This window comes from Brucella pseudintermedia (genome assembly GCF_008932435.1).
In the GTDB taxonomy this organism is placed as follows: domain Bacteria; phylum Pseudomonadota; class Alphaproteobacteria; order Rhizobiales; family Rhizobiaceae; genus Brucella; species Brucella pseudintermedia.
In genome coordinates, this window is record NZ_WBWE01000005.1 from 1 (window position 1) to 16,692 (window position 16,692).

Consider the following 16,692-nt stretch of genomic DNA (forward strand, 5'->3'; position numbering starts at 1 on the left):
GCCATCGCCGTTCCGTCCCGTCCAGTAGCGCTCGCCAACACGTTCCTGCAAGGTCGGCAGCTTGTTGAGCGCCTGCATGTTCTGCAGATAGCCTTCATAAACCGGAACCGACGGGCTGTAACGTGGATCTGGACCGGGGCCTGGATTGTCAAGCTGGCTGGTCAGATACCAGTTACCGTCCTCATTGCCGGTGCCCGAACCCTGCTGCAGTGTATAGGCATAGGCACCGCCGGAAACCGCCTGCTTGCCGTCCTTGGTGACAAAGTCACCCAGCAGCGAGAAGGTGCCGTTCGACTGGCCACCGACATCGACCACTTCGATGCCGTTGACCGTCTGTGCGCCCAGCCCGTCGCGATTGATGACCTTCAGGTTGGTGTTGCCGGACGTATCGCCACCGACCTTCAGCAGGTCGGTTGTGGAGCCGTCGCCGCCCAGCACGCTGTTGATGACAAGCGTGCCGCCATTGCCAACATAGTTGCCTGCAACGTTCAGCGTGGTGCCGCCCGAACCGCCGAAATTGACTGTGCCGGAATTGGACAGTCCCGCCATGTCGGTGTCATAGCCGCCAAGATCGATCAGAGCATTGTTTGCAACGGCATAAGCGGATGCGCTGGAAAAAGCACCCGCCGCGCCTTGCACCAGAGCGCCGCCATTGACATTGGTCTCGCCCGCATAGCTGCCGGTACCGGAAAGCGTCAGCGTGCCATTGCCGGTCTTGGTTAGTGCGCCGGGGCCGGAGATCCCGCCCGACAATGTGAGGTCGGCGAGCGTCTCGATCGTGCCGCCCAGCGCATTGAGCGTCATGTCGCGCGCCGAAGCGAACGATTCCGTGTTCCGTAAGGTGCCGCCATTGAACGTTACGGTACCTGACGACGCGCCGAGATTCTCGTCGCTTGAGATCGACAAGGTGCCGCCGGACAAAGTCCACGGCGTGATTTCCGATGTCGTTCCTTCCAACGTCCAGGTGCTCCTGCCGGCTTTCTCGTAGATGCCGAAGCCCCGATATTGCGCCGCCGCGCCGATCTCTGAGACATCAAAGCTCGCATCGGCATCACCGCCCAGCCTCAGCGTGTCGGCCCCGCTGAACGCAACAACGTTGCCGGTAATGACAGATCCTGCCCAAATCTCCAGCGTATTGACCCCGCCCAGGAAGGTGACGGCGTTGGCCAGCACGGTCGGCGGTGCGCCTGTGCCTGTACTCTCCCCGCCCATCGCGCCAGAAATGCTACCGGCATTGATTAAGATGATATCGCTGCCCTTGACGCCTTCGCCGCCCAAACCGCCACGGGGGCCCGACGTATTGTCCAGGAGGTTCGCAGTGAATCTGCCTGCACCGCCCACGCCACCGGTGATCGTCCCGCCAGCGGCGTTGACCACGGTGCCGCCACCGGTCACCCACACGCCGGCCCCGCCATCGCCGCCACCGCCGCCGCCTAAAGTACTCCTGCCGCCCACGCCACCGGTGATCGTCCCGCTGTTGGTGAGTCCGCCACCTGCAGCGAGGATCGCGCCCATACCTCCTCCGCCGCCAGCACTCGCGCCGAGGGCACCACCACCCGCACCGCCGGTCACCGTGCCGCCTGCGGCCACCGTGACTTGCCCGGTGGAGAATATGCCTGCGCCGCCGCCGCCGCCGGCGTAGTTGTTCGCACCAAAACCAGCTCCGCCCGTCACGCTACCGGTCGCGGTGATCGTGAGCGCCTCATTGGTGGTGACGCCCACTCCGCCGCCGCCACCGCCGCCGGTGGTATTGACGTTGTTGACATTTGGTTGCCCAGCGCCGCCCGTACCGCCGGTGACAGCGGTTTTTAGCGTGGTGTCCGTAGTTAGCGTCAATCCCGCTGCGCCGGTCGCCCCAGCAGCACCATAGACTTGGCCGACGCCGGCGCCAAAGCTGCCACCGCCCTTGGCCCCACCAGGCGCGCCATTGCCAGTGGTGAGATCGACCGCGCCTCCTCCTCCTGCGCCGCCGACGCTCGCCAAGGGGGCAAATTCACCATTCTTGCCCGTCGCTTGGGCCAAGGTGCCGTCCGTGCCACCTGCGCCCGAAGGGGAAGAGACTACAATCCCGGCGTGGCCGCCATCGGCCCAGGTCGGTGACGCGCTCAGAGCGAGCGACCCGGCCAGCGCGACGATGGCAACACCGTTATGCCATGAGTACTTGTCGGCGATCCGCGCTGCGAAGGAGACGGATCGGTTGTGTATTATAAGCATGAATGGTCCTCTGGTGCGGGGGAGCCCCCAAGGTTGACAAAGACTTCCGCGAACGGACGCCGCGGAAAAAATCTCACCTTCGGACTGATCCGAAGGCGGGTTAACAGGGTCAGCGTGATCGTAACAGACTGCCCAAGTCGGCATCGGCCGCAGCAACGACCGGCCGAAAACTTGTGCCACCCAAGACTGGGTGAACTGCTGCCAGCGTCGTCGCCAGGCAAACAATGCAGAAACTCGTCAGAAATTTGCATTTGTGGCTTTTGAGCCTGTTATAGGAAGCGCCTCCAGCGGAGCGTTTCCGCATATCCGCCCCCCCAAAAGACGGCAACTGCGATTCGATACACCAATAATAATACATGCTTTAAAAGTAAAATGAAGTGTAAGAAAAGTGATTAAAACTTTATTATAATAAGATAGTGAACTTTATTAGCGATAACTTATAAATATAGTATTAAATCTCTGCGGAAGTGAAAATCTTCTCGCCCCCCCGCTAGCAACATGAACGTCGCCATTTAGTGTCTTCCACCGCCTTTTGGCCTTCGTCGGCAAGGTCCGATTTAGACAGTTACCGAGCTATTCTCTGCGCTGTGGAACCATAAACTGGCACACCAGATGCAAAATGCGATGAGTTTAATTGCAGCAAGGAAATAGGCTTTTTTTTGCGCCGTAACGCGTGGCAAGACAACGAAAGCTCCTTCCCCAACCGTTCAGCCCGTTCAGCCCGTTCAAGAACCATTCTAAATATCGGGTCCGGAACACTGATTGCGAAATACCCGGCCTGCATCCGGAGACCCCGAGATAGGTCGCAAAGTCGAACTTTTGGTTATGCTTCCAGCACAATTGTGTGCACGGTCGCAGCCTGCGCAGCTTCTAGCGAATAGACAAGCGGACAATGGCGACCCTCCTGCCAGCGGAGAAGGAGGTCCGTATAATGGGGCGAGCCCGGCAGGCCAGACTGCCCCGGATTGTTGACGAACAAGCTGTTGTCCCATTCCCCCACGTCAATTACCATCCGAACTGATGGACCGGCCAGCACCGAAAAATCCTTCAGCCGGTAATTGGCATAATTGAGGGTGGAACTGCTGCCACCCAGTTCCAAAGCATTAGGAGATGCAAACCGCATCCGTCAGGGATTGCAAGGGATGAGATAGCTTTAATTGATGAACACGGCCCCATGACCATTTCTCCGACTTCTCTCCCCTCAATGACACGCATTCTGCCCAGGCATCATCAAAGCTTCGCGCTATTGGCGCTTCTTGCTGGCTTTTTATCCTACAAGCCGAACATTGTTGTTTCGCCTGAGCGCGCCCGCGCGATCACGAACATATCCGGCTCGCTCCTGACAACTGCTTCGATCTTATCCTTGTCCATGAGGCTGAACGCAGTTGCCCAGGCATCGGCTCGTGCTGCATCGTTAGCCACTACAGTTATCCGGCGATAAAGGGCCGCAGAAAATCCGGTTTTTGGGTTGAGCAAATGGTTAAACCGCCCGGACTCATCGAACTGAAAGCCAGCAAAACTGGATGTTGCAAGGGCCTGATTGCGGATTTCAATATATTCTTCGGCAGCATCTCCGACTTCCACATCAGCGATACCTATGCGCCATGATGTGCCGTCCGGTCTCGAGCCAAGCGCGCGGTACTCTCCCATATCAACCAACGCATGTTCGGCTCCTGCCTTTTCCAGCAATGACGTTACGCGGTCGGTGGCGTAGCCCTGCACAATACCGTTTAAGGTCAGAGCCATTGATGGCTTGGAAAAGACAATGCGGTTGTCGTCGAATAGAACGTGATCGAACCCTACCTTTGCAAGCGCTTCGTCCCAAAGCTGTCGCGATGGGCCGTTCGGAGAAGGATGGTTTTGCGAGAAATGTTTTTTCAGACAATTCCAAAGAGGCTGTATGGTGGGATCGAAAAGGCCGTCGCTGGCCCGCCAGCATTCCTGGCAAATGCGCAAAACCTGGACCAAATCGAGCGAAGGCGACGCTAGGGCCCCATTTCGATTAAGTTTGGCAAGTTCTGAATCTGTGCGATAAAGGCTGAAAATGTTCTCCAGCCTTTCTGCCTCTTGAGCAGATTCACGTAGCATCCGTTCGGCGGCCATGCGATCAGGATGATAAAGTATTATCCTGGCAGGCGCACCCATCGCCTGGCCACGCCAGATGACCGGCTCTGCCAAGTCCAATGTAGCTGCCTTTTTCGGGATGGCACAGAGCGTCACTCCAGCCATGCCGCCGGCAAGTACAGCCCGACGATTGAGACGCTGCCTGCCCTCAATGCGCATAGCTTTCGGCTCCAAGATCGGTAGTCAGCGCCGATTGACCACCGAGAACGTAATCCTCCGGCATTTCGGAGAAAGTGCTGATGCGACCGCCCTTTTCCGCAACGAACTTCTCCGCTGCTTCCCGCGTCGAAAACGGTACTGCCTCCCGTGCGCCCATCCCGCCTACGGCAGCGCTTTCGATCACGAAAAAGGCCTTGTGTGCATCGACCCAGTTTTCCGCTCCCGGCTCTTCCCAGCTCGGCGCTTTCGCCATGTCGGAAACGTAGATCGCCGCGATCCCCTTTGGCTCCTCCGGCAGCATCGTAAAGGCGAGCGTGTCGCGAGCGGACGAGAACCATACTACCTCGTTTGCCGGTTCGAGAATGATCTGGCCCTTGGGGCCAGGATGTTCCAGAACATTCATCCCGCAATAACGGCCCATCGCGCTTTCCGTCAGCGCGAAAGGAGCCATCACGACATCGTTCTTTTCATCCGGAGAGCATCCGGCAACCAGAACCAGAAACAGGGAGCCAAGAAACAAAGCGCGTTTCATAATTCTTTCCTTGAAAAAACCAGCATAGAAAGAGACAGAGGCAGCATGACCCAAAAGCCAAGCGCCAGCGTCAGAGCAGGAGCCGAGAGTGTAGCATTACCGACTATACCGCCCATGCCAGTCAGCGATCCGGCCTGTCCAAGACCGAAATTGAGAAGTCGGTAGGAATCGGCTGGATTGAGAAGAAGCAGACCGTTGAGTACGCTCCCACCAACCATACGGCCCTGATCGAAAACCAGCAGAGCAAGAAGTGCTGCATCATAGATCAGCACGAAGAACAGCCAGACGCCGATGGCGATACCTGCTGCCGTGCTTCGCTCGCGCACCATGGTACTTGCAAGGAAGCCAATCGCGATGAACACCGTTCCCAGCAGTACCGACGAGACGATGAGTTTCAACAGCGATAGACCGCTCCCCGCATCCATTTCAGTCCCGGCAACAATCAGCGTGACAGCAGCCGCGCCGTATCCGAACAATGTCGCGAAGGCCAGAATGGCAAGCTGGCCGATGAACTTGCCCAAAACCAGCTGAATCCGGCTTATCGGATAGCTCAGCAAAAGCAGCATCGTGCCGCGTTCCATTTCGCCGACGATTGCATCATGCGAAATGAGAAGCGCAATGAGAGGAATGAGGAAGATGGTCAGACTGGAGAGGCTGACGATCACAATGTCCAGCCTGCTTGCGGCAACCGAACTGCCAGTGGGAGCGCTGCCGAGAAAAGTCATGCTTAGGGCCAGCGCCGCAAGCAGTAATGTGGTGGCCAGAACCCACCGATTGCGCAAGCCTTCCTGAATTTCCTTTGAAGCAATGATGAGAATATTGTTCATTCTGCTGCCTCCCCGAAAGCCGCTTCTCCGGCATTGAGAAAGTGAGCGTAAAGTTCGTCGAGCGTCGGCGGGATGAGATCGAGTTCCTTGAGATTGTCGTTCATGGCCACGATTTCGCGGACAAGAGCCATCTTGCCTTCCGTAGGCACTTCCGTTTCGAAGATATCCGGGCCGAGACGATGCCATCGCGACGCAGAATTGGCGGCCGTCGAAGGCAACCGGGAGGCGTCTGGCGTCTGCACACGTATGCGAAGCGGCAGTTGCGAGATCCGGCGCAACGCATCGATGGAGCCATCGGCAATGATTTTGCCCTTGTTGGCGATAATGACGCGTCCGACTTTGGTTTCCAGTTCGGTCAAGGCATGGGACGACATAAGGATTGTCGTGCCTTTGCTTCGCAATTCTTCAAGGACTTCATAGAAACTCTGACGCAAAGCGGGATCAAGGCCCGTCGTCGGTTCATCAAGCAGCAGAACAGACGGTTGCCCAAGCAATGCCTGAGCAAGCCCCAGCCGCTGGCGCATCCCTTTTGAATAGGTGCCAATCCGCCTCGTCGCAGCATGGGCAAGGCCGACGCGCTCCAGCAGCTCCACATTTTGAGCCACCGGCATTCTCTTGAGCCGCGCATAGAAGCCGAGCGTTTCCGCCCCTGTCAGCGCCAAATTGAAGGAAACATGTTCTGGCAGATAACCAAGCCGCAACCTGGCGGCAAAGGCACCGCTCGCCGGGTCCTCGCCCAGTACGCGAACCGCACCCCTGGTTGGACGGATCAGTCCAAGCATGAGCTTTATCATCGTTGTTTTGCCGGCACCATTATGGCCGACCAGCGCGATACTTTCTCCAGCGTGAAGACTGAAACTGGCGTTGCTGATGGCGTTGAACCCACCATAAGACTTTGTGACCTGATCAAGAATGACTGTCTCAGTCATTTGGCTTTCCTTTCGCCGGATCGGTCAGATGCAGCGGCTTCATAAGGGGGTGGCTGTCGACAACACCGCCCGGCAGAAGTGCCGGAAACTGGGTTTGGGCCCAACGAATTGTCTCGATTGCCGGACTATTGATGAGAATTTTGGCTTGTGGCGCAGTCCACAAAACCTTGTCGATCAGATCATTGGGCCGATAAGGACTGTCTGCGATACCGTCGCCATTGAGATCGAAGGCCGGATTGTCGCTCCAGTAGTTGCCGCGACCATTGACGGACCAGTCGAGGTTGCGCGTTCCGACATATTTCACCTGATTGCGGTTGTTGATAAAGGCGTTGCCGCTCATGGCATTGCCTTCCGAACCGGCAGTGAAGTGAATGCCTATGCTGCAGTTCTCGAAGCTGTTCTCGGTGAACTTGTTCTTGTTGGCGTTGTAAATAAAAACGCATTTTTCCGGACCTAGCCGTGAGGTTTCGCCGGACACCGCCTCCGTCTTGTCTTCCGCGGGAAGGCCGTGTTCAGCCTTCTGAACACCAGCATCAAGCCAACGGTCTATCGATTGCATCCGCCCGATTACGCGATTGCCGGAAATGACCGAGCTGTTGGCGTAATTAAGCAGCAAGCCATGATCGCGGTCGCCGTCGGACAGATTATCCAGAACCTTGAGGCGGTTGGTGTACATGATCGCGAATCCGACCGAATTGTTGCGCGAAACATTGCCGATGACCTGGCTGTCATCCGTATACATGTAATGGACGGCGAACCTGACATCCTCCATCACATTGTCACGGAAGACGTTCTTGCGGCTGGCATTGGTATAGATTCCGTCTCGCCCATAGCGAATAACGTTGCCGATGACCTGGGCGCCGGGTGCATTCCATATGGAAACGCCGCTGCCGGTCTGCGCCATGCGCACGCCCCGGCGGCCGTTGATCTCATTGCCGCGCGCAATGGAGTTTGCAGCGCCGTGCAAATAAATCCCATAGAGATTATCAACAAGGCGATTATTCTCGACCCGTGCGCGCGTGGCGGTTCGGGCCACGAAAATTCCAGAATTGAGGGCCGACATATTATCGCCCGAGCCACGCACTTCCAGCCCGCGAACGATAGCGTCCGGCGCGTTGACCGTTATGACATTGCCCGAACCGAGGCCGTCCACAACCGCACCCCGCTCCCCGGTCAATTCAATGGCGCGGTCAATCGTGACCGCGCCACTGTGGTTGCCTTTCAGAAGCCGGACGACATCGCCCGGCTCCGCTTTGTCAATAGCCGCCTGTAAGCCTTCGCCTGCCACGACATCAAGCTGGCGCGCCTGCAAACCGTTGCAAAGAACGACAGCCAGCAGCATTGCGGCGCCAAAGGACTGAAACGGGCGGGGGAACCTCATGGCAGTCAGGCCTTCTTCGGTTCCACAAGCATTCGGCCCTTCATTTCCATGTGCATGGCGTGACAGAACCACGAGCAGTAATACCACCACACTCCCGGCTTGTTGGCCGTGAAGGTGACGGACGCCGTCGCCTGTGGCGCCACCTCCATGTTGACACCGTAGTTGATGATGGCAAAGCCGTGGGTAAGGTCTTCGATTTCATCAATATTGGTGACATAAACCGTCACCTCATCGCCTTGCTGGACGGTGAATTCGGTGAGACCGAAGGCTGGCGCGGCACATGTCATGTAAACGCGCACCTTGTTACCATCCCGGACCACCTCGTTGGCGTCCATCAGGTCGAGACCATCGGCCTTTGCCTGTGCGACAGCATCGGCGAAAAATGGATCCTCACGGCTCCAGAAATTGACAGGGTTGATCTTGGAGCGATGAACGATCGTCGCATCGTGCGGTTCTGCAAAACTCGGTCCGTCATGGACAATCACCATCTTCTCGCCGGAAATATCTATGAGCTGATCATTTTCGGGCTTGAGCGGACCAACATTGAGATAGCGGTCCTTGGAGAACTTGTTGAGCGAAATCAGCCACTGACCGTCAGCTTCCTTGGTTTGCCCCATGGAAGTGTGGTTGTGGCCCGGCTGATAATGCACATCAAGCTTCTGGAGGATCGGATCAACCTTCTCACCCTTGAAGGCTCGCTTGGCGTCCTCAATGTTCCATTTACAGATCTGGCTGTCGATGAAGAGCGTCGTATAGGCATTGCCCCTGCCGTCGTAAGCCGTATGCAATGGCCCAAGTCCGAGTTCCGGTTCGGCAACCACAACATCGCGGGGCTGGATCTTGTCGTCAAAAAGCTCGTCGAACTTGCGAACGTCGAACACAGTCACGGTTGGCGACAGCTTGCCGTTCGCGACTACATGAATACCGTCTGGCGCGGTGTTGATGCCGTGTGGGCTGTTCGGCACGGGAACGTAACGGGTATATTTGGAACCATGACGCCCATCAATGACCGGTACGCCGTTGATTTCCTTGAAATCGCCCTTGGCAACCGCCTCTTCGATGCGCTTCAGGTTAAAGATGACGACCCAATCCTGCTCGCTCGACATCATTTCGGCAAGCGTCGTACCTTCCTCCGAATTGTAGCAGGTCGCAAAAGCATATTTGCCCTGATAGTCGCAGTCCACATTGTCTAGATTGCCGTCAACCATGACCTGCCAGGCAATCTTCATGGTCTCGCCGTCAACGGCCGTGAAGATCGCATGATATTGCTTGGTGTCCGTCAGATTGCTGCCGTCATTCGGGATCGGCGCGCGATCTTCACCATTGCAGAAAACATATCCAGTTTTCGGATATTTCTGGACGCGCAAGCCATGCACAGTGTGCTGGTTCGGAAGCTGGATGATCTTGTCGCATTTCATCACGTCGAGACGGATGCGGCAGACGCGCGTATTGGCCTTGTCGTTGGCATAGAGATAACGGCCGTCATAGGTGCCTTCGGTGAAGGACGGATGCGGGTGGTGCAAGTCGCCATTCAGGAATATGCCGCCGCGGTCCTTAAGGAATTCGCGATCTTGCGGCAGTAGACCTTCGGTCAGCACCTTCAGGCTCTCGTTTGTCTGGCCCCAGCCAGTCGCGCTATCGCGATTGAACACTGGAATGCGCATTAATTCGCGCATCGACGGCAGGCCGACGATACGGATCTCACCGGTTTGTCCGCTGGAAAAGAAGACATAATATTCGTCCAACTCCCCAGGTTTCACCTCGGCACTCTGACTGGCGCCCTTCGCCCCGCCAGCGGCCAATGCCGGTTCGGTCGAGCCCGCAAATAGCGCCCCACCAAGACCGCTTGCACCGGCAGCAGCCACAAAGGCTGACGTACCAAGCAGCTGTCTTCGACTGAGCTGCGTTTTCCTGGTTTCTTCAGTCATGCTTCTCTCCTTTAGAAAATCAAACAGCAGGACCGGCATCGGCTGCGTCTTCAACCGGCTTTCCCTTGATTGAGATGACGGGTCTGGCCGGTCCGCCGCCACGTTCGGCAGCCGCTGCGAGGGGAGCATTGCGGGCTGCGAATTTTTCACGCTTCACGCGCACCTGGATCATGTGCGGGCAGCGCTGGTCGTCGTGATAAAGTTCCTGACAATGCATGCAGTAGATACATTCATTGACATTGATCTGACCTTCGGGATGGATCGCCTCGACCGGGCATTCCTTGGCGCAGCGGTGGCAGGGCGAACCGCATTCCGGCCAACGTTTCAGCCATTCAAACATGCGGATGCGCCCAGGAATGGCAAGCGCGGCTCCAAGCGGGCATAGATAGCGACAGTAGAAGCGCTCTATGAACAGGCCCGCAGCCAGAAGTGTCAGCGCGTAAATGACGAATGGCCAGTCGCGCGCGAATTTGAGTATTATCGAGGTTTTGAACGGCTCGACCTCCGCAAATACTTCAGCCAGCGCGACAGAATAGAGCGACAGCCCGAACAGGCCGAGGAAGATCATATATTTCAGAGGCCAGAGGCGTTCATGCAGTCCCCACGGCAGCTTGACCTGTGGAACCTTCAGCCACTGGGCGAGATTGTTGGTGAGTTCCTGGAGAGCGCCAAACGGACACAGCCAGCCGCAGAACGGTCCGCGCCCCCAGAACAGCAGTCCTGCCGCCACTGATGCCCACAGAATGAAGATCAGCGGCGAAGTCAGGAAGAATTCCCAATTGAAGCCGGTAATCAGGGAGTTGGTGAAGGTCAGTACGTTGACGACCGACAACTGCGCATTGTTATAGAAGCCAAGCCAGACGAGGATGAACAGGAGATAGCTGCGCCGTAGCCAGGTGAAGAAGCGTGGATGCCTGACCAGACTGTTCTGGAAGAAGAAGATGCCGACGAGAACCGTAATGGCAAGGGCGGTAATGACCACATTGACACGGTTCATCTCCCACATCTGGACCCAGAGCGGATTGCCATCACCCAGAATGTCAGCCGCTTTTGCTTCACCCACCGGGCGCGGCTGACGCGGTGCATCGGCGGTCGATGCAGCAGGCTGGATAGGAGCGCGTTCCGGCTGCTTCACCAGATATTTTTCCGGTAAACGATAGCCGAGATCGTAGCTTATATTGGCCTTGTCCCGCGCTCCGAAACCGCGCTGCACCAAAAGCTGCAAATCCCACGGTTCCGCTACGTCGAAGGCAAACCCGTCCGGCACCTCGAATAGTGCTATCTCACGCAGGCGTGGTGCGCCATCGGCCATGATATCGCCGATACGGGTATGGTTCTTGTCGCGGAAACGTACGCCCTGTCCGTCCTGCATCAACTCAATGCGGTCAAAGATACCGCCGCGCACATATCCGGAGCCCTTGAAAGAATAGGCTCCGTCGCCCGCAACCAGAACCGCCTGACGTCCCGGCTTCAGCCGCTTTTGCAGACGTTCAAAGCCATCCTTTCCAAGCAGGCTGATGCCGATCGACGGCACTGAAACTGGCGCAACATAAAGCTCAATGAATTCGTCTTCCGGATCGGTCGTTTCAGGATTTTCGGCGGCTCGATCATGTTTGGCGTCACGGAACGCTTGTGTTACATCACCAACCGACAGTTTCAGGCTGCGAACCGAGCCGTCGCCGATCAATGTTTGCCAGTCCTGTTCGTCGCGAATCTGCAAATCGACTGCGCGCTGCACATTGGCTGCGACAGGCTGCACAGGAGCATTTCCAAGACGCCCGCTGCGGAGCCAGCGGGCGGCATGTTACCCCGCTGGCTATGATGGCTGCGGGCTATATCGTGATTTTGGCGTTGCGCAAATTTGAATTTCAGAATAATTCTAATTTGTGCTTATCAATGAACGCGTTATGTAGCCGAATATATTTCAGCAACCTTGATGGAGTCAGGCCAAACTCCGTTGCAATCGGGTCGAAATTCTGCAATTTCCGTGAAATATGACAATTTCAGTCAAATTGGGCCAAACGGAAATTTGCATGCGACCGAAACACGCCATCGACTATCAGGATCTGCCGCGGCCACTGGCGGTCATGCGGCGTGAATATAAAACCGGCATGAATTTTGGCTGGCACAGTCATCGGCGCGGACAATTGCTCTACGGAAATACCGGCTACATGACGGCCCTGACCGAAGAAGGCGCCTTCATGCTGCCAAGCGGTTATGCGGTGCTGCTGAGACCCGATCTGCCGCACGCGGTGGAAACGTTCGGCGAAACGGAGATGTATTCGGTCTATCTTGAAGGGAACATTTCGCGGGACCTGTGGGAGGAGACGCGGGTGCTCAAGGTCTCGGCACTGCTCGATGCCAGCATTCAGGCGCTTGCGCAGGAGCCCGTGCTTTACGATGAAAACGGACGCGGCCGGCATCTTTCCGCCCTCATTCTGGACGAAATCCGCTGTGCGGACAGACAACCGCTGACGGTGCCGCTTCCAGCCGAAAAACAGCTGCGAAAACTGTGCCGGAATCTTCTCGAGGATCCCGGCCTGGATCTGACCATCGACGATTGGGCCGAACAGGTGGGAATGAGCCGCCGGACGATGACGCGCAAATTTCGCCAGGAAACGGGGATGAGCTTTATCGAATGGCGTCAGCGCCTGCGTGCCTCCCATGCCATGCGCCGGCAGGCGGAAGGCGTCCCATTGGCGGTGGCGAGTGTGGAAGCGGGCTATCAAAGCGTTTCAACGCTTCGCAAGGTGATGAAAAGTCTCAGCCTGGCATGACAAGTATTGATGGTCTGTCGTCAAAAACCGGCTAAGTTCTCTTGTTCTCGGAGAAGACCAAGCCCTTCCGAACCAGCGTATCGTGTGTTTCCGCACAGATTTGCGATAGATGCTTCACAAGGGCTTCCGAGCTGGCAACAATTGGCCGGTTGAAGGGGCTTAGGACGGACAGCACAAAATCCTGAGCAGGCAGAAAGGGTTTCAAGACCAGGCCTTGTGGCTCGTAGCTGAGTGCCGTGAGGGGATTGACGATTGAAGCGCCCAAGCCTCGCAGAACCAATTCGCATACGCCGCCGGCTGATTGTGACGACAGGAACAGACGGCGCTGTGTGCCGGCCATATCGAATATGCGTTCCACACTCAGCCTGTAAGGGTCCCGGGGCCCGAGGCTTATGAAGTTGACACCTTCAAAATCGGCCGGTTCGAGAAAATCCCGGGTTGCAAGAGGATGCTGCGGGGGCAGCACAGCAACGAGCTTGAAAGTCCACAGAATGCGAGCATCGGCGTCACGCTCGGTGTAAACGTCTTCAATCAATCCGATGTCGAAGTTGAAGCCTGAAATGCTTGACTGATTGCGTGGGTCAACGGTGCTGATTTGCAAAGTCAAATCAGGATAGTCCGCACTCAATCGCCTAACCGCCTCCGGCAATATGGTCAGCGCAAAGGCCGGCAGTGAGGCGACTGTCAGGATTTCCTCAGAGGCTTCGCGCAGGCGATCGATGAAGCCGTTGATACGATCCAGGCCAATGAATGAAGCCTGCACGTCCTCAAACAGCTTGAGCGCTCTTGCCGTCGGCACCAAGCGCTGCAAGCGCCGCTCGAACAGGCGAAACCCGATATGCTCCTCCAGTCTGGACAGCTCGCGGGTGATGGTGGGCTGGGAAGACCCAAGAGCAGCAGCAGCGGCCGTGACAGTACCAAATTTCATGGTCGCGCGAAAAATTTCCACTTGACGAAGATTGATATGATTTTTGCGTGGATGCATGGATTTCTCGCTTTAGCCGAGCCTCAAGGCCGATACTTCATATCGGATATGCATGAAGTTCGAACAAGTTTTCTATATCAAAAGAAGGATTTCCTTGGCTAAATCAGCGTAAAACAAGGGGATAAAAATGGACACCAACACTCTCATCTCCCATCCGGCGCAGCGCGCACTGGCGGACGCACTGGCGGCGACCGGCGGGAGGCTCGATGAAAGTCAAGTTGGTGTTGCCGCTTCCATCTACGATGCAACATTGCGGTCGCGCGATCCCGGCCCGTTCCTGCAAACGCCATGGTATGGGCATCGGGCAGACAAGCCGATCTATCCGGCAAGCGTTGTCAAGCTGTTCTTCCTGGATGCTCTGGCCGCATTCCGTGAGATGGGTATAATTGCCGAAGACGAGGAAGATGATCGCGCTGCAGCGCAGATGATGGCGATTTCATCCAATGAGGCCACGGTTTACCTCGTTGGCCGCCTGACAGGGGCGGATGACGGCGCCTGCCTGCAAGGCAAGGCGCTTGAAGACTGGTGTGCTGCGCGCCACCGCGTCCAGCAATGGTACGATTCACAAAACCGCGTGGAGTTTGCAGGCATCAATGTCTTGCACGGCACCTACGAAGACAGCCCCTATGGTCGCGCCAAACAGATCCGCAATGGCCGGAACGGCAATCTGCTTACGCCTCTGGCGGGCGCCGCACTCCTGCACGATATCGCGCGCAATGCCCGTCCGCGTTCAAAGTGGATGATGGAGCTTATGAATCGCGAATTTCAGCGGCATCCGAACGACGCTGAGCCGGAAGGGGATCAGGTTCGCGGCTTTCTGGTGGAGGGCTTGCCGCCAGAAGTGATGACCTGGTCGAAAGGCGGGCATACGTCCTGGACCAGACATGATCTGGTTTATGGAGAGACGCCGGACGGCAAGAGTTTTGTCTTGTTCGTCATGTGCGACAGCAAGTGGGCGGCAGATGACAAAAGCTTCCTTCCCACGTTTGCGAAGCGCTTTCACGAATATGCATTTCAAAGCCAGGCATAGATAAAACCAACTAAACACAAGGGGAAAAGATGAACTATCGTTCGATTATCAAGGCGGCGCTGTTCGGCGCGGCATTGTCGGTAGCGGTACCGACTTTCTCTGCTTGGGCCGACGCACCTCAGTCCGGCGGCACGTTGCATCTGGCAGCGCCTTACGGTGCAGCTCTCAAGAGCCTCGATCCGCATGCAACCTATACATCACAGGATATGGTTGTCTCCAAGGCGTTTCATCGGTCCCTCTATACGTGGGATTCGGAAAAGAATGCACCGGCACTCGACCTTGCCAAGCTGGTCAAGACCAGCGAAGACGGCAAGACTTTCACTTATGAACTTTTCGACAATATCTATTTTCACAATGGCCGCAAACTGACGACGGACGACGTGGTCTGGTCTTACACGCGTATCATGGACCCGACGAAGGGCTATCCGGGGGCGGTGCAAGTGGGAACACTGGTTGGCGCCCAGGAATATGCAAAAGGCGAGGCCAAGGAAATCAGCGGCATCAAAAAAATCGATGACCGTACATTCTCGCTGACATTCAAGAATCTCGTCGACCCCGGAACGCAGTTCTTCGAAGCCATAACGGCAATCCTGCCGCGGGAAGAAGTGGAAAGTGGAAATTTCCTTTCTCATCCGGTTGGGCTCGGACCATTCAAATTTGAAAGCCATGTCGAGGGCTCCAAGATTTCAGGCAAGAAATTCGACAAATATTTCAAACCGGGCAAACCCTATGCCGACGCGGTTGAATTCACCATTTCCGGCGATAACAGCGCGCTTGATATGGCTTTCCGTGCAGGCGAACTGGACGCGACCGTTTTGTCGGAAAATGCCTATGTCCTCTACAAGGCCGATCCTGAACTTTCCAAGGGCCTGATCGAAATTTCAGAAGTCTTCACCCGCCACATGGGCATGAATACCGAGAAGAAGCCTTTCGATGATGTGCGCGTGCGCCAGGCGATCAATTATGCAGTCGACCGCGATATCATTATCCACAAGCTTCTCAAGGACAAGGCTTACAAGGCGACGGGCTGGTTGCCCGCCACCGCCGCAGCTTTCGACAAGGAACGCGCACCTTATCCTTACGACCCGGCCAAGGCGAAGGAGCTTCTGGCGCAAGCTGGCTATCCGAATGGTTTCGAAGTGTCGGTTTCGGTGACGGAAGGAACCTCGAGCCTCGGAGTCTTGGAAGCCATGATGCCGTTTCTCAAGGAGGTGGGCATTACCGCCACGGCGAAGGTTGTGGATTCCAATACGCTTGTTGACGAAATGGATCAGGGCAAGGCAATGGCCTGGTTCCGCTCGGCCGGGACGGGCCCGGATTCGCTCAATGCACTGCGCTGCTTCGACAGCCGCGTAAGCCGTTCCGGCTTTAATCGCAGTGCGTTCAAAGATCCGGCTTACGATGCGATCCTTGATGAGGCTGCCGCTGAAGCGGACCCGGCCAAACGTGTGGAACTGTTGAAAAAGGCGGACGGCTATATTTTCGAAAAAGCGCCCGTCTGGTTCAACAATTACAACAAGGCTGTCGTGGCGACCCAACCATGGATTCATGGCGTCGACGCCAATGTAACCGAAGCGGCGATTATCGAGGTGGATTCGCTTTGGCTCGACGAAAATGCTCCCGGCAGGCAATGAGCGCCCGGAATCCGGCACCGCGCGCCCGACAGGACGTGCGGTGCCGGGCTGCCGGGGAACGAGCGAGAGCGCCTCTCGCATGTCTTTGAAACGCGGCGTTCAAAAGTGAACGCTATCAGCGCAATCGGTCCGTAGGCCGGCGTGCGCTCCAGACCCTATTGTGGATATCCTT

The 16,692-nt window shown here is 56.6% G+C and carries 13 protein-coding genes and 1 pseudogene; 3 read left to right on the forward strand and 11 right to left on the reverse strand.

Annotation, left to right across the window (positions count from 1 at the left end):
* From F9K78_RS07775 to F9K78_RS07815, 10 genes and pseudogenes are all read right to left on the reverse strand, one after another.
* The coding region (locus tag F9K78_RS07775; protein WP_151682119.1) for an autotransporter outer membrane beta-barrel domain-containing protein at positions 1–2,214 on the reverse strand (2,214 nt) is incomplete at its 3' end.
* 823 nt (positions 2,215–3,037) lie between these two features.
* Positions 3,038–3,337 carry a penicillin acylase family protein gene (locus tag F9K78_RS07780; RefSeq protein ID WP_253126947.1) on the reverse strand — a complete coding sequence of 100 codons (300 nt, stop codon included), beginning with the start codon at positions 3,335–3,337 and terminating at the stop codon, positions 3,038–3,040.
* Positions 3,318–3,425, reverse strand: a complete 108-nt coding sequence (locus F9K78_RS22205; RefSeq protein ID WP_328593515.1) for a hypothetical protein — start codon at positions 3,423–3,425, stop codon at positions 3,318–3,320. The genes F9K78_RS07780 and F9K78_RS22205 overlap by 20 nt, the downstream gene beginning before the upstream one ends.
* A gap of 61 nt (positions 3,426–3,486) precedes the next feature.
* On the reverse strand, positions 3,487–4,497 hold the full coding sequence (locus F9K78_RS07785) for an FAD:protein FMN transferase (RefSeq protein ID WP_121986744.1): 1,011 nt from the start codon (positions 4,495–4,497) through the stop codon (positions 3,487–3,489).
* The gene (locus F9K78_RS07790; protein ID WP_121980818.1) at positions 4,487–5,029 is read right to left on the reverse strand and encodes a nitrous oxide reductase accessory protein NosL; all 543 of its coding nucleotides are present in this window, start codon (positions 5,027–5,029) and stop codon (positions 4,487–4,489) included. Before F9K78_RS07790 ends, F9K78_RS07785 begins: the two co-directional genes overlap by 11 nt.
* A complete protein-coding gene (locus F9K78_RS07795; protein ID WP_121986743.1) occupies positions 5,026–5,856 on the reverse strand; it encodes an ABC transporter permease subunit in 831 nt (276 codons plus the stop codon). Before F9K78_RS07795 ends, F9K78_RS07790 begins: the two co-directional genes overlap by 4 nt.
* A complete protein-coding gene (locus F9K78_RS07800; protein ID WP_151682120.1) occupies positions 5,853–6,785 on the reverse strand; it encodes an ABC transporter ATP-binding protein in 933 nt (310 codons plus the stop codon). Before F9K78_RS07800 ends, F9K78_RS07795 begins: the two co-directional genes overlap by 4 nt.
* Positions 6,778–8,166, reverse strand: coding sequence for a nitrous oxide reductase family maturation protein NosD (locus F9K78_RS07805; protein WP_121986741.1), 1,389 nt, complete (start codon positions 8,164–8,166; stop codon positions 6,778–6,780). The genes F9K78_RS07800 and F9K78_RS07805 overlap by 8 nt, the downstream gene beginning before the upstream one ends.
* A 5-nt stretch (positions 8,167–8,171) precedes the next feature.
* Entirely contained in the window at positions 8,172–10,094 is a 1,923-nt protein-coding gene (gene nosZ / locus F9K78_RS07810; protein WP_121986758.1) for a TAT-dependent nitrous-oxide reductase, read from the reverse strand.
* 19 nt (positions 10,095–10,113) lie between these two features.
* Positions 10,114–11,883 (reverse strand): annotated as a pseudogene (locus tag F9K78_RS07815) (4Fe-4S binding protein); the annotation flags it as partial.
* Positions 11,884–12,181: 298 nt separating this feature from the next.
* Between F9K78_RS07815 and F9K78_RS07820 the strand changes: the two are divergent.
* Entirely contained in the window at positions 12,182–12,871 is a 690-nt protein-coding gene (locus tag F9K78_RS07820) for an AraC family transcriptional regulator (RefSeq protein ID WP_315860976.1), read from the forward strand.
* A gap of 31 nt (positions 12,872–12,902) precedes the next feature.
* Here F9K78_RS07820 and F9K78_RS07825 read toward each other — a convergent pair whose 3' ends face one another.
* Positions 12,903–13,856 carry a LysR substrate-binding domain-containing protein gene (locus tag F9K78_RS07825; protein WP_121986739.1) on the reverse strand — a complete coding sequence of 318 codons (954 nt, stop codon included), beginning with the start codon at positions 13,854–13,856 and terminating at the stop codon, positions 12,903–12,905.
* A gap of 127 nt (positions 13,857–13,983) precedes the next feature.
* Here F9K78_RS07825 and F9K78_RS07830 point away from each other — a divergent pair, with 127 nt between their 5' ends.
* Together F9K78_RS07830 and F9K78_RS07835 are read left to right on the forward strand one after the other, a co-directional pair.
* Positions 13,984–14,886 (forward strand): serine hydrolase family protein, encoded by a 903-nt coding sequence (locus F9K78_RS07830; RefSeq protein WP_121986738.1) that lies wholly within the window; start codon positions 13,984–13,986, stop codon positions 14,884–14,886.
* Positions 14,887–14,915: 29 nt separating this feature from the next.
* Positions 14,916–16,520, forward strand: a complete 1,605-nt coding sequence (locus F9K78_RS07835) for an ABC transporter substrate-binding protein (protein ID WP_151682121.1) — start codon at positions 14,916–14,918, stop codon at positions 16,518–16,520.
* The last annotated feature ends 172 nt before the right edge of the window (positions 16,521–16,692 follow it).